This window comes from Pararobbsia silviterrae (assembly GCF_003628125.1).
Lineage (GTDB): Bacteria > Pseudomonadota > Gammaproteobacteria > Burkholderiales > Burkholderiaceae > Pararobbsia > Pararobbsia silviterrae.
Genome location: NZ_RBZU01000014.1, coordinates 129,248 through 142,113, shown reverse-complemented (window position 1 = coordinate 142,113; position 12,866 = coordinate 129,248). Strand labels below are relative to the sequence as shown.

Sequence of the window (12,866 nt, the reverse complement as noted above, 5' to 3'; positions counted from 1 at the left end):
TCCGAATGCTCAGAACGCATGCGAGTCTCCCGGCGAAAATGAAGCACCGAGTCTCGCGCTCGCCGGCGGCACGTACTTTCAAAAACAAAACACCGGCATGATCAGGGGCTTGTGCCGATCCTGCGGATCGTGCGGATCGTGCGGATCGCGCGTCGCGATGCGCGATCCGCCAGATAGATGCGATCGGCCTAGCGCGGCCCCGCGGGTGATCCCGTGGCTTGCCCTGTCGCTTGCCCTGTCGTTTGCCCCATGGGCGGCCCCATCCGCGGCAACGCGTTGTGCACGTTACGCGAGGTGTGCCATGCGCACGCTTGCGCATCGATGCCGCGCAACGCCGCCAGCACTTCACCGATGCGGGCCACCTGATCGGGGGTATTGCGCTGCTTGTAGCGCCAGGCGGGCGCGATATCGGGCGCATCGGTCTCGAGCACGATCGCGTCGAGCGGCAGATCGACGGCCAGACGGCGAATCTGTTTCGCGCGCTCGAACGTCACGTTGCCGCCGAAGCCGAGCTTGAACCCATGCGAGACGAACGCATCGGCCTGCTGAGCGCTTCCGTTGAACGCATGCGCGATGCCGCGCCGGACGTTGAACGTGCGCAGCCCCTTGAGCACCTTGTCCTGAGACTTGCGCACATGGCAGATCGCGGGCAGATCGAATTCGCGCGCGAGACGCAACTGCGCTTCATAGAATGCCGTCTGCCGCGCATCGTCGAGCCCGGGCACGAAGTAATCGAGCCCGATCTCCCCGATGCCGACAAAACGCGGATCGTCGAGTGACGCCTCGACTTCGAACCGCAACGCCTCGAGATCGGATTCACGCGCATGGGGCGTGTACATCGGATGGATGCCCAGCGCGTACACCGCGCCCGGCGTGCGATGTGCAAGCTCGCGAACCGTGCCGAAATTCGCACGGCCCACGCTCGGGATCACGATGCACGATACGCGCGCGCGCTGCGCGTCGCCGATCACGGCATCTCGATCCGGATCGAACTCCGAGGCATCGAGATGACAGTGCGAGTCGATCCACATCGGCGTCAGACCGGGACCGACGACTCTTCGACGAGCACGCCGTCGCGCAGGCGCAGCGTGCGGTCGCAACGCGCCGCGAGCTCCGGATCGTGCGTGACGATGATGAAGCTCGTGCGCAGCGTATCCGACAGTTCGAGCATCAGCTTGAACACGGACTCGGCCGTCGCATGATCGAGATTGCCCGTGGGCTCGTCGGCAAGCACGCATGCCGGTTGCGTGACGAGCGCGCGCGCGAGCGCGACGCGCTGGCGCTCGCCGCCCGACAGCTCGCCCGGCCGGTGTTTCGCGCGATGCGCGAGCCCGACGCGTTCGAGCATCGCCGCGGCGATCCGTCGCGCCTGCTCGCGCGGCTCGCGCCGGATCCAGAGCGGCATCGCGACATTGTCGAGCGCCGAGAACTCCGCCAGCAGATGATGGAACTGATAGACGAAGCCGAGCGCGCGATTGCGCTGGTCGGTCCGCTCGCGGTCCGACAGCGACGTAAACGGCTTGCCGAGCAGCGCGACACTGCCCGCGGACGGTTCGTCGAGACCGCCGAGCACATGGAGCAGCGTGCTCTTGCCCGATCCCGACGCGCCCACGATCGCGACTTTCTCGGCCGCGCGCACGGTGATCGACGCGCCGCGCAATACCTCGACCGGCGCGCGGCCCTGCATGAACGCCTTCGCGACACCGCGCGCCTCGAGCACGACGTCGTCGGCGGCGGATGGCGTTTCGAAGCTCGATGAAACGTTCGATGGATTCACGTGTGCGGGCCTATTCATAGCGCAGCGCCTCCGCGGGACGCACACGCGATCCGCGCCAGCTCGGGTAGAGCGTCGCGACGGCCGACAGCGCGAACGCCATGAGGCCGATACGGAGCACGTCGCCCGCTTCGAGGTCCGACGGCAATTCGTTGATGAAATAAATCGAGGGCGGCAGGAACTGCACCCCCAGCAGATGCTCGATCATCGGCACGATCGTCGGAATGCTCGCCGCGAGCGCGCATCCGAGCGCGACGCCGAGCGTCGTGCCGATAAAGCCGATCGTCACGCCCTGCACGAAGAAGATCTTCATGATCGAGCGCTGCTGCGCGCCGAGCGTGCGCAGGATCGCGATATCGGGCTGCTTGTCCGTCACGGTCATCACGAGCGACGACACGAGATTGAACGCGGCGACCGCGATGATCAGCGTCAGAATGATGAACATCATGCGTTTCTCGATCTGCACCGCCGAGAACCACGTCTGATTCTGCTTGGTCCAGTCGCGGATATAGAGGTCGCCCGACAGGGTATGCGAGAGCGCGATCGCGATATCGGGCGCCTTCTGCATGTCGCGCACGCGCAGCCGCACGCCGGTCGGCGCGGGCAGCCGGAACAGCGCCTCGGCGTCGGCGATATCGATCAGCGCGAGCGAGCTGTCGAACTCGTAGTGCCCCGACTCGAAGATGCCGACGACGGTGAACTGCTTGAGCCTCGGCAGCATGCCCGCCGGCGTGATGCTGCCCTCGGGCGCGACGAGCGTGACCTTGTCGCCCGTCATGACGCCGAGGCTCGCCGCGAGCTGCGTGCCGAGCACGATGCCGAACTGCCCGGGCTGCAGATCGCTGAGCGCGCCGGCCTTCATCTCTTTCGCGACATCGGACACCTTGGATTCGAGACTCGGATCCACGCCGCGCAGCGCGACGCCGTTGACCGCGTCCTGACGCGTGAGCAGGGCCTGCGCCTCGACATACGGCGCGGCCGCGACGACTTGCGGGTTGCGCAGCGACTCCTGCGCCGTGCGTTGCCAATCGGGCATCGACCCCGTCGGCGAGAAGATCTCGACGTGCGCGAGCACCGAGAGCATGCGGTCGCGCACATCGCGCTGGAAACCGTTCATGACCGAGAGCACGACGATCAGCGCGGCCACGCCGAGGGCGATGCCGCTCATCGACACGAGCGCGATGAATGAAATAAAGCCGTTGCCGCTGCTTTTCTTGCCGGCGCGCGTGTAGCGCCAGCCGATCAGCCATTCGAATGGGATTTTCAAGCGTGTCCTTCCTGGTAGGGAACGGTTCCGGCGTGCGGCGGCGGCACGCGGTCGGCCGTCTCGCGGCCGGAATGCACGGGCATCCCGGCGCCGGTCGGAAAGTTTGCCATACAATTGCGCCCAAATGCCTGCCCAACCCCTTCACCTCCTTATTCCGTTCGCGCTCGTTTCGGCCGCGGACGCCCAGGTCGCGCTCGCGAAGCTCGACTATCCGGCGCTCGGCGCCCTGCTCGCGCGCGCGTCGCTCGTCGAACGCGCGACGGGCGAAGACTTCCAGCGCACGCTGCCGCATGAACGCTGGCTCGCGAGCCGGTTCGGCGCGATCGGCGCCGGGGCCGGCCCGCAGGCGCGCGCCGCGCCGCCGGCCGGGAGCGCATCGCCGGCGTCCGGCGGCGACGATGCGCCGCTCGCGCCCTACATGATGCTCGCCGAAGGCGGGAATCCCGGCGACGCGCGCTGGGCCGTCGTCGAGCCCGCCCATATCCAGATCGCGCACGACCACCTCGTCCTGATCGAGCCCGATGCGCTCGGACTCTCGGACGACGAATGCGCGACGCTGCTCGACGCGGCCCGGCCGTCGTTCGACGCGCTCGGCGTGCGCGTCGAGGCGCCGACGCTGCGCCGCTGGTATGTGTCGGGCGACGCGCTCGGCACGCTCGTCGCGGCGCCGCCGCTGCGCGCGGCCGGGCGCAGCATCGAAATCTGGCTGCCGCACGACGCGCAGACCGGCGACCGCTCGCGTGCCTGGATGAAGCTGCAGAACGAAGTCCAGATGAGCTGGTTCGAGCATCCGCTGAATCGCGCGCGCGAATCGCGCGGACAGCCCGCGATCAACGGACTCTGGCTCTATGCGCAAGGCACGCGGCGCGCGGCGCTCGCACGGCCCCATGCATGCGTGCTGTCGCGCGCGCTCGCGACGCGCGGCCTCGGCATCGCATCGGGCGCGCGCGTCGGTGCGCCGCCCGATACGCTGTCGGGGCTCGGCGCCGCGCTCGCTAACGCGTCGCGCGACGATGCGGCCTCGGTATCGACGAATGCGGCGAATGCGACAAACTCGACCGATGCGACACCCGCTTCCGCGCGCGCCGTCCTCGTCGAACTCGACGCGCTCGCGACACCCTACGTCCAGCAGGACTGGTACACGTGGCACGAGACGCTCGCGCGCTACGAGCGCGACTGGTTCGCGCCCGCGCTCGCCGCCTTGCGCAACGGCACGCTGCCCGCGCTCACCCTGACCCTGACCGGCGACACGGGCGCGGCGACGTTCGCGCTCACGCGCGCCACGCTGCGCATGTTCTGGCGCCGGCGCCCGCTCGCGGGCGCGATGACCGAGTAACGACCGCTCCATGACCCGCATCGCCATCCGTCCGTGCTCATTCGCGGACGCCGAATCGCTCACGCGCGCCGGCGTTCATCCGGTGCTCGCGCGCCTGTTCGCCTCGCGCGGCGTGCGTTCGACGCACGAGATCGAGACCGCGCTCGCCCAACTGCATCCGCCCGCCGCCCTCAAGGGCATCGACGACGCTGCGCATCTGCTCGCCGATGCGATCGCGAACCAGCGCTCGATGCTCGTCATCGCCGATTACGACTGCGACGGCGCAACCGCCTGCGCGGTCGCCGTGCGCGGGCTGCGCATGCTCGGCGCGCGCGTCGACTATCTCGTGCCGAACCGTTTCGAATACGGCTACGGACTCACGCCCGAAATCGTCGCGCTCGCCGCCCAGCGCCGCCCGGACCTGCTGATCACGGTCGACAACGGCATCGCGAGCGTCGACGGCGTCGACGCCGCGCGCGCGCTCGGCATCGACGTGCTCGTGACCGATCACCATCTGCCCGGCGACACGCTGCCGGCCGCGCGCGCGATCGTGAATCCGAACCAGCCCGGCTGCACGTTCCCGAGCAAACATCTCGCGGGCGTCGGCGTCATGTTCTACGTGCTGCTCGCGCTGCGCGCCCTGCTGCGCGAACGCGGCGCGCTCGACGCACAGTCGCAGCCGCGCCTCGACGGCTTGCTCGATCTCGTCGCGCTGGGCACCGTCGCCGACGTCGTGCGGCTCGATCCGAACAATCGCGTGCTCGTCGCGCAGGGCCTGTCGAGAATCCGCAACGGACGCATGCAGCCGGGCATCGCCGCGCTGTTTCGCGTCGCCGGCCGCGAGGCGCGCTCGGCCGCGGGCTTCGATCTCGGCTTCGCACTCGGCCCGCGTCTGAACGCGGCGGGACGGCTCGCCGACATGTCGCTCGGCATCGAGTGCCTGCTGACCGACGATCCGGGCCGCGCCTGGGCGCTCGCGCAGGAGCTCGATGCGATGAACCGCGAGCGGCGCGAGATCGAAGCCGGCATGCAGCAGGAAGCGCTCGCGGATCTGTCGGGCATCGACGCGACCGGCCGCGCGACGCTGACCCTGTTCAACGAGGGCTGGCATCAGGGCGTCATCGGCATCGTCGCGTCGCGGCTCAAGGAGCAGTTCTACCGGCCCGCGTTCACGTTCGCGCCCGCCGACGACGCCGGCGCGGTCGTCAAGGGATCGGGACGATCGATCCCCGGCTTTCATCTGCGCGACGCGCTCGATCTCGTCTCGAAGCGTCATCCGGGGCTGCTGCTCAAGTTCGGCGGCCACGCGATGGCGGCCGGCCTCAGCGTGCGCGGGGCCGATCTGCCCGTATTCACGGACGCCTTCGAGCAGGTCGGCCGCGAATGGCTCACGCAGGAGACGCTCGCGCGCGTCATCGAGACCGACGGCGAACTCGAGGACGCCTATTTCAATCCGTCGTTCGTCGAACTGCTCGACGCGGCCGTCTGGGGTCAGGGCTTTCCGCCGCCCGTGTTTTCGGGCGAATTCGACGTCGCGTCGCAAGCGCTCGTCAAGGAACGGCACCTCAAGCTCCAGCTCGTGCGCGGACGCCAGCGCTACAACGCGATCTGGTTCAACCGCACGGAGCTGCTGCCCGCGCGCGCCGAGGTCGCCTATCGCTTGTCGCGCGACGTCTATAACGGCGTCGCACGCGTGCAGATGATCGTCGAGCACGCGAGCTGATCCGTCCCCCGGTGCTCGCGCGTCGGGCCTTCGCGCGGCGTGCGAGCCAACGTGCCCTGCCGCACGGTCTCGCGACGCGCATCGCGCGATGATCCGTCAGGTCCATACGACCGGCGCGACGGATCGCCACGGTGACGCCATGCTTGCACTCTCCGATGCGCTTTCGCGCGGCAGGAACAATTTCGACCTCGTCCGGCTCATCGCCGCGCTCGCCGTCGTCTTCGGCCACTCATACGTGATCCAGTGGCCCGCCGACCCGCACGACGTGATCACGCATCTGTTCGGACGCGAATCGGCCGGCAGCCTCGGCGTGTTCTCGTTCTTCCTGCTGAGCGGCATCCTGATCAGCGCGAGCTATGACCGCCAGCGCTCGATCGCGCGCTTCCTCGTGCTGCGCATCGCGCGGATCTGGCCCGCGCTCGCCGTCTGTTCGCTGCTCGCGGCGTTCGTGGTCGGACCGATCTTCACGACGGTGCCGCTGCGCGAATACTTCACGTCGCCCGTCACGTGGTTCTTCGTGGCGCACATGCTGACGATCGTCAAGGGACTCGGCTGGCTGCTGCCCGGCGTGTTCGAGCACAATCCGTTTCCCGCCGCGATCAACGCCGCGATCTGGACGCTTCCGCTCGAACTCAAGTGCTATCTCGTCGTGCTCGGCGCGGGCGTGCTCGGACTCATCGGCACGCGTCGCGGCATGACGATCGCGTGCGTCATCGCATCGCTCGGGTTCGCGTTCCTGCTGCGTCATCCGCCGACGTTCATCCTGTTCATGGATATCACGGTGCTCCAGGCCGGCTATTCGTTCTGGCCCGTGCCGTTCTTCCTGCTCGGCATGCTGCTCTACGGATGGCGCGACCAGGTCGCGATCAACGGCGTGACGGCGCTCGCGCTCGTGGCGGCCTATATCGGCCTGCGGGACACGGGCGCGGGCCCCGTGCTGTTCTATATCGCGTTCGCGTACGGCGTGCTCTGGGTCGGGCTGACGCCCGCGCTGCGCAGGTTCGTCCCGACGCACGACTACTCGTACGGCATCTACGTCTACGGCTTCGTGATCCAGCAATGTCTCGCAAGCGTCGCGCCGACGCTCAATCACCTGATCGCGTTCGCGTTCGTGCTGCCGGTCGTCTTCGCCTGCGCGTACGCGTCGTGCCACTGGGTCGAACGTCCGGCGCTCGACGCATGTCGCGCGCTGCTCGCGCGGCGCCCGCGCGCGGCCGCGCTCCCGCCCGCGATCGACGCGCACGCGTCGTGAGACACGCCGGCGCGCGCGCCGGAACGACCGCTTGGAACAACTGAACGCAGCGCCTGAATGCAGCGACGCAAGCCGAAGCCGTCCGCCTCGCTCAGGCGTCGATCATCTGCGCGACGCGGTCCATGAGCTTCACGACGTCGAAGATCATCATGACCTGCGTCGGCTTGCCCTCATGGGCCTGCGCGGCCGATTTCTGAACCTCGACGATCTCGGTCAGATCGGCGCGCAGGCGCTTTTGCGTCGCATCCATCATGATCGACGGCACGGCCATCTTGTCGCTCGCGAAGACGTTCGAAATGTTCTCGACCGAATCGACGATCAGACCGTATGCGTCGTCGCCGCGTTCGATGATGAGGATCTTCGCGTTCGCGTGCGCGGCGGCATCGGTCGCGCGCGGCGCGAGCGCGTAGAGCGCGCGCAGATCGACGATCGTCACGAGCCGCCGCCGCAGATTGAGCATCCCGCACACGGCCGCCGGCAGACCCGGCGGACGCATGAAATCGTCGGTATAGCGGATGATCTCGCGCACGCCCGTGATCGGCACCGCCATCAGGCTGTCGAGACGGAACGTGATGTAGACATGCCGTTCGCCGCGCTGGCGCGCGTTCGCGCGATGGCCCTCGCCATGCGCGTACAGATGGCTATGCCCTTGCGTGAGCGCATGGATCTCGTCGCTCGTCAGCACGGCCGTATGTGCGAGCAAGACGATATCGTCATGCCCTTCGCGACTCACGCAGCCCGCGAACAGGCCCGCGCGCCGTGCGCCGAGGCCCGGGATCGGCAGCAATTGCTCGGCGGTATAGCCAACGATCGAATCGACGCTGTCGACGAGCAGACCGATCTGATCGTCGCCGATGCGCATCACGAGGATGCGCCGCGCGTCGTCGGCGCCTGCGCCGGCCTTGCCCCCCTCGCCGCCTGATGCGGCGCGACTCGGCAAGCCGAGCAGCGCGCCGAAATCGACGAGCGGCATCAGATCGCCGCGCAGATTGAACATGCCGATGCAGAGCTCGCTCTTGAGCACGGACTCCGCGATTTCGGGCACGCGGACGATCTCGTGGATCGCGCCGATCTCGAACGCGAGCGCCGCGTCGCCGAGCCGGAACGACACGCACTGGTGCCGCTGCGTCACGACCGCGCGGCGCGCCAGACCGCCCGCGCGCTGCTTGTCGAGGATCTGCGGCACCTGCTCGATCTGCATGAGCTCGGCGGCGTCGAGAATCTGGACGATGCGCTCACCGCCTTCGAGTTTCAGCGCGCCTTTGACGACATGCCGTGCGGCGCGATGCGCGGCGTGCGCGGGATCGTCATCGGCGAAATGAAACGGATGGCGGTCCGTGGGGCGCACGCGCAACATCTCGCCCGTCGCGTCGAACACGAGTCCGATCCGGGTGCCCGCGAAGTCGACGATCGCGACCTTCTGCGTGTCGCGCTCCGTCGTGTCGGACATGCCGAGGATCGCGCGCAAGTCGACGATCGGAATGATCGCGCCGCGCAGATTGAAGACCCCGATCAGAAACGCGGGCGACAACGGGATCGGCGTCACGCGCGACGGAAACACGACGACTTCGTGGATCGCGCTGACCGGCAAGGCGAACTCGGTGTGACCGAGATAGAACGACCCGTAGAGGTTCGCCTCGAGCAGCGGATCGGGGCCGGCGCGCAATCGCGCCGGCATCGCGAGCGCGGCCGCCGCGTCGAGATCCGCGCGCGCCGGCGCATACGCGGCCTCAAGCGCACCGGGCCGGGAATCGAGCTGATCGGCGAGTTCGAGCATGTCCATGCTGCCACCTCGTGGTGTCTAGGTTCAATGTCCGGGAATCACGATCTCGCGCGCCGCGTAACTGAGTTGCGACGCGTTGATCGTGACCTGCCAGCCCTTCGTACCGCCGACCTGATCGAACACGATACGCAGGCCGAATTTGACGAGGCACGTCCGCGCGGCCTCGATGTTCTGACGTCCGATCTGGCCCGCCGCGCCGCGCCCGAGTTTCGCGAGGCTCGCGCCGCCGACGAGCACGGCATCGAGCTCGCCGTACGCGCCGCGCTCGACATCGAGCAGACGCAACAGCGCGGGCACCGCGCGATCGACGTAGCGCGCGCACGCGTGCGGATCGCGCTCGACTTCATAGGGCGGGCTGCCGCCCGGCCCCGGCGCGCTCGGCAGCAGGCAATGCGCGAGCGCACATCGGCTGCGCGCGCGCCAGATCAGCCCGATGCCGACGCACGAGCCGAGCGTCGCGCGCAACAGCCCGCTTTCCGCGCGATAGGCCTCGCCGATCCGCACGATCCGATCGGTGACCGGTTCGACCGCACGCGCGAGTTCAGGCGCGCCCATCGCCGTCCGCCTTGCGGTACAGCAGCGGTTGCTCGAAGCGCAGGCCCGTCTCGAAGCGTTGCAGCGATTCCGATTCGCCGAGCACGAGCATCGCGCCGGGCCGCATCGCGGACATCACGTTCGAGACGATGCGCTGCTGCGTCGGCGCATCGAAATAAATCAGCACGTTGCGCAGGAACACAATGTCGAACGTGCGCTCGCGCGGCAACGCTTCGAGCAGATTGAACCGCTCGAACTGGACGCGCGCGCGCAGATCGGCGGCGACGCGCCATGCATCGCCTTCCGCGCTGAAAAACCGCGCGGCGAGATCGGGGCGGCTCGCGATCAACTGCTCGATCGAGCGGCCGCGATAGCGGCCCGCACGCGCCGCCTGGACCACGTTCATGCTGATGTCCGTGCCGAGAATCGTGTAATCGAACGGCGGGGACGCGAGCCGCACCGTGTCGGCCGTCATCGCGATCGACCACGCCTCCTCGCCCGACGACGACGCGGCCGACCACGCGCGCAACGTCTCGCGCGGATGCGCCGCGAGCCACTCGGGCAGGAAGCGTTCGGCGAAATAGGTCCAGACGCGCGGCGTCCGAAAGAACGAGGTCTCGTTCGTCGTCACGAGATCGATGAAATGCGGCCACTCCTGCGGATGCGTTTCGACGTACCGCAGATAGTCGCCGTAGACGCCGATCGACAACGCGCGCATGCGCGGGCGCAAGCGCCCCTGCAGCAGCGTGCGCTTGCGTTCGGCCATCGCGATGCCCGTGTGCTCGCGGACCATGTCGAGCAGTTTGCGCAGCTCGGTGGGACTGAGTTCGCCCTCGATCCCGTGGGCGCGCGCCGACCCGGCGGGCCCGCCGGGTTCGGTCGGGTCTGCGTCGGGCGCGCCGCGCAGGGCTTCATATGCCATGGTGTCTCCCCAGCGAACGCGTGTCTCAGACGACGAACCGCGCGACCGTCGTGTTCAGATCGCCCGCGCCGACGCTCAGCTCGCCGGTCTCGCGCGCGATGCTGTCGCACGAACTCGCCGAGCGTTCGGTTTCTTCGGCGATATGCTGGATCGCCGCGCTGACTTCGCGCGCCGCGATGAGCTGCTCGTCGGCCGCGCAGGCGATCTCGGAGATCGCTTGCGTCGTGCGTTCGACACCCTGGACGATCTTCTCGAACGCATCGGCGGCCTGACGCGAAATCTCGCTGCCGGCCGCGACGCGCTTGACCGATTCGTTGATGAGCTTCGAGATTTCCTTGGTCGCCTGCGACGAGCGCTCCGCGAGTTTGCGGACCTCGTCGGCGACGACCGAGAAACCGAGGCCGTGCTCGCCGGCGCGCGCGGCCTCGATCGCCGCGTTGAACGCGAGCAGATTCGTCTGGCTCGCGATTTCGCCGATGACCTTGATGATCTCGCTGATGTCCTCGGACGATCGATTGATCAGATCCATCGCCTCGATCGACTTCGCGACGGCCTTCGCGCCCGCGAGCGCTTCGTGCTGCGTCGCCTTCGCGACGCCGTCGGCGCCGCGGCCGTTTTCCGCGATCGAGTTGATCGATGCGGTCAGTTCCTCGATCGACGCATTCATCTGTTCGACCGTCGCGCCGAGCGTCTGCGCGCCCGCGGCGACGCCGCTCGACATGTCCGCGATCTGTCGCGACGAGCCCGTAAAGGCATTGGCCGCGCCGACGACCTTGGCGATCACGGCGCGCAGATCGCCGATCATCGCGCGGATGCCTTCTGCAAGCAGATCGACGGGCTCGCTGCCGTTGACGACGATGTCCGCGCTGAGATCGCCGCGCGCGGCGCGTTGAACAGTCTCGAGCAACAGCGCGACTTTCGCGCTGTCGCTTTCGGCCTTGCGCTTGATCTGCGCTTCGAGTTCGACTTCGGCGGTCACGTCGCTCGCGAACTTGACGACCTTGTACGGACGCCCGCTCGCATCGAAGATCGGGTTGTAGGTCGCCTGGATCCAGATCGTCTTGCCGCCCTTGCCGATGCGCATATAGCGGTTCGAATCGAACTCGCCGCGATTGAGCTTTTGCCAGAAGCGCCGGTATTCGACGCTTTGCGCGTATTCGGGTGGGCAGAAAATCCGATGATGCTCGCCGACGATCTCGTCGAGCGCATAGCCGACGACATCGAGGAAATTCTCGTTCGCGCGCAGGATCGTGCCGTCGAGATTGAACTCGATGACGGCCTGCGACTTGTCGATCGCATCGATCTTGCCTTCGAATTCGGCGTTCCGGCGTTTGATCTCGGTCACGTCGGTCGCGAACTTGATCACGCGCGCGGGTGCGCCTGCCGCATCGAACACCGGGTTGTACGACGCCTGGATCCAGATCTCGCGCCCGCCTTTGCCCAGACGCCGGTATTCGCCGTGATCGAATTCGCCGCGCCGCAGCTTGGCCCAGAAATCCTGGTAGGCGGCGCTCGCCGCATAATCGGGATCGCAGAAGATCCGGTGATGCTTACCGACAATCTCGTCGCGCGCATAGCCGACGGTCTTGAGAAAATTGTCGTTCGCATCGACGATGATGCCGTCAAGATTGAATTCGATAATCGCCTGCACTCGATGCAGTGCGGCAAAAATCGCCTTGAGCTGCGCCGAATCGAGCTGTGTATCCAGATCCGCTGTGTCCATAATCCCAATCCCCAAGTTTGAAGTGGATTCCGCAAAAGTGGAAAAATGTGGGTCGCTCGGAAGAAATGACCGAATGGCGCCGGATCGGCGCCATTCGGCAAAATCCGCCTAAGTACGCTTTTTATTTACAAGCAAGCATTTTTTATCTGATCGCCGTTTATCGTTGCGACGGCTTGCCGAATGCGCTTCCCCCCTGCTCAGCGGACCTGCGTCGATCGGCGCGCACGCCTTGCCGGCCGCTGGTTCCTGCAATAACGGATGGATTCTTCAGAGCTTTAGGCTTTAATCGGCGAATGACTCAATAAAATCGCGCTCCACGCGTTTCTTAATAGGTAAGTCATTCATGCGAACCGGCAAAACGTTTGCGAACGGGAAAATCCAATTCTAAAAATCTTTCAGCGGAAGATTTTAATTCCGTGCGTAGACCGGACAATCGCGCGCCGCGCGGCGTCAGAGTTAAGGGAATTCTTAATAGTCAGTACAAACCCTGAAAGCCGCGCCGTGCGAGGCGCGTGGGATACGGGCTGCGCTACACTCGGGGCACTTGGGGACGAGATATCGAAAGGTTCTTGA

10 protein-coding genes are annotated in these 12,866 nt (G+C 66.9%); 3 read left to right on the top strand and 7 right to left on the bottom strand.

Going from position 1 to position 12,866, the window contains the following annotated elements:
* Nucleotides 1-188 precede the first annotated feature (188 nt).
* From D7S86_RS24375 to D7S86_RS24365, 3 genes are read right to left on the bottom strand one after another with little or no spacing between them, the layout of a single operon-like run.
* Nucleotides 189-1,031: a TatD family hydrolase gene (locus tag D7S86_RS24375; RefSeq protein ID WP_121090292.1), complete on the bottom strand. Its 843-nt coding sequence runs from the start codon at nt 1,029-1,031 to the stop codon at nt 189-191.
* 5 nt (nt 1,032-1,036) lie between these two features.
* Nucleotides 1,037-1,795 carry a lipoprotein-releasing ABC transporter ATP-binding protein LolD gene (lolD, locus tag D7S86_RS24370; protein WP_121090290.1) on the bottom strand — a complete coding sequence of 253 codons (759 nt, stop codon included), beginning with the start codon at nt 1,793-1,795 and terminating at the stop codon, nt 1,037-1,039.
* Nucleotides 1,788-3,041 (bottom strand): lipoprotein-releasing ABC transporter permease subunit, encoded by a 1,254-nt coding sequence (locus tag D7S86_RS24365; RefSeq protein ID WP_121090288.1) that lies wholly within the window; start codon nt 3,039-3,041, stop codon nt 1,788-1,790. The genes lolD and D7S86_RS24365 overlap by 8 nt, the downstream gene beginning before the upstream one ends.
* A gap of 124 nt (nt 3,042-3,165) precedes the next feature.
* Between D7S86_RS24365 and D7S86_RS24360 the strand changes: the two genes are divergently transcribed.
* The 3 genes from D7S86_RS24360 (at nt 3,166) to D7S86_RS24350 (ending at nt 7,331) form a co-directional block, all read left to right on the top strand.
* Nucleotides 3,166-4,377 carry a regulator gene (locus D7S86_RS24360; protein ID WP_121090286.1) on the top strand — a complete coding sequence of 404 codons (1,212 nt, stop codon included), beginning with the start codon at nt 3,166-3,168 and terminating at the stop codon, nt 4,375-4,377.
* A gap of 10 nt (nt 4,378-4,387) precedes the next feature.
* On the top strand, nt 4,388-6,079 hold the full coding sequence (gene recJ / locus D7S86_RS24355) for a single-stranded-DNA-specific exonuclease RecJ (protein WP_121090284.1): 1,692 nt from the start codon (nt 4,388-4,390) through the stop codon (nt 6,077-6,079).
* A gap of 139 nt (nt 6,080-6,218) precedes the next feature.
* Nucleotides 6,219-7,331 (top strand): acyltransferase family protein, encoded by a 1,113-nt coding sequence (locus D7S86_RS24350; RefSeq protein WP_121090383.1) that lies wholly within the window; start codon nt 6,219-6,221, stop codon nt 7,329-7,331.
* A 91-nt stretch (nt 7,332-7,422) separates the two neighbouring features.
* Here D7S86_RS24350 and D7S86_RS24345 read toward each other — a convergent pair whose 3' ends face one another.
* Genes D7S86_RS24345 through D7S86_RS24330 form a run of 4 tightly spaced genes read right to left on the bottom strand, consistent with a single transcriptional unit; the run spans nt 7,423 to nt 12,293 of the window.
* Nucleotides 7,423-9,114, bottom strand: a complete 1,692-nt coding sequence (locus D7S86_RS24345) for a chemotaxis protein CheW (protein ID WP_121090282.1) — start codon at nt 9,112-9,114, stop codon at nt 7,423-7,425.
* 24 nt (nt 9,115-9,138) lie between these two features.
* Nucleotides 9,139-9,669: a chemotaxis protein CheD gene (locus D7S86_RS24340; protein WP_121090280.1), complete on the bottom strand. Its 531-nt coding sequence runs from the start codon at nt 9,667-9,669 to the stop codon at nt 9,139-9,141.
* On the bottom strand, nt 9,656-10,570 hold the full coding sequence (locus D7S86_RS24335; RefSeq protein ID WP_121090278.1) for a CheR family methyltransferase: 915 nt from the start codon (nt 10,568-10,570) through the stop codon (nt 9,656-9,658). Before D7S86_RS24335 ends, D7S86_RS24340 begins: the two co-directional genes overlap by 14 nt.
* A gap of 25 nt (nt 10,571-10,595) precedes the next feature.
* A complete protein-coding gene (locus D7S86_RS24330; RefSeq protein WP_121090276.1) occupies nt 10,596-12,293 on the bottom strand; it encodes a methyl-accepting chemotaxis protein in 1,698 nt (565 codons plus the stop codon).
* Nucleotides 12,294-12,866: the final 573 nt, after the last annotated feature.

Excerpts from the sequence above, each read along its gene's own strand:
- D7S86_RS24375 (WP_121090292.1), bottom strand. The coding sequence starts at position 1,031 with ATGTGGATCGACTCGCACTGTCATCTCGATGCCTCGGAGTTCGATCCG.
- lolD (WP_121090290.1), bottom strand. The coding sequence starts at position 1,795 with ATGAATAGGCCCGCACACGTGAATCCATCGAACGTTTCATCGAGCTTC.
- D7S86_RS24360 (WP_121090286.1), top strand. The coding sequence starts at position 3,166 with ATGCCTGCCCAACCCCTTCACCTCCTTATTCCGTTCGCGCTCGTTTCG.
- recJ (WP_121090284.1), top strand. The coding sequence starts at position 4,388 with ATGACCCGCATCGCCATCCGTCCGTGCTCATTCGCGGACGCCGAATCG.
- D7S86_RS24350 (WP_121090383.1), top strand. The coding sequence starts at position 6,219 with ATGCTTGCACTCTCCGATGCGCTTTCGCGCGGCAGGAACAATTTCGAC.
- D7S86_RS24345 (WP_121090282.1), bottom strand. The coding sequence starts at position 9,114 with ATGGACATGCTCGAACTCGCCGATCAGCTCGATTCCCGGCCCGGTGCG.
- D7S86_RS24340 (WP_121090280.1), bottom strand. The coding sequence starts at position 9,669 with ATGGGCGCGCCTGAACTCGCGCGTGCGGTCGAACCGGTCACCGATCGG.
- D7S86_RS24335 (WP_121090278.1), bottom strand. The coding sequence starts at position 10,570 with ATGGCATATGAAGCCCTGCGCGGCGCGCCCGACGCAGACCCGACCGAA.
- D7S86_RS24330 (WP_121090276.1), bottom strand. The coding sequence starts at position 12,293 with ATGGACACAGCGGATCTGGATACACAGCTCGATTCGGCGCAGCTCAAG.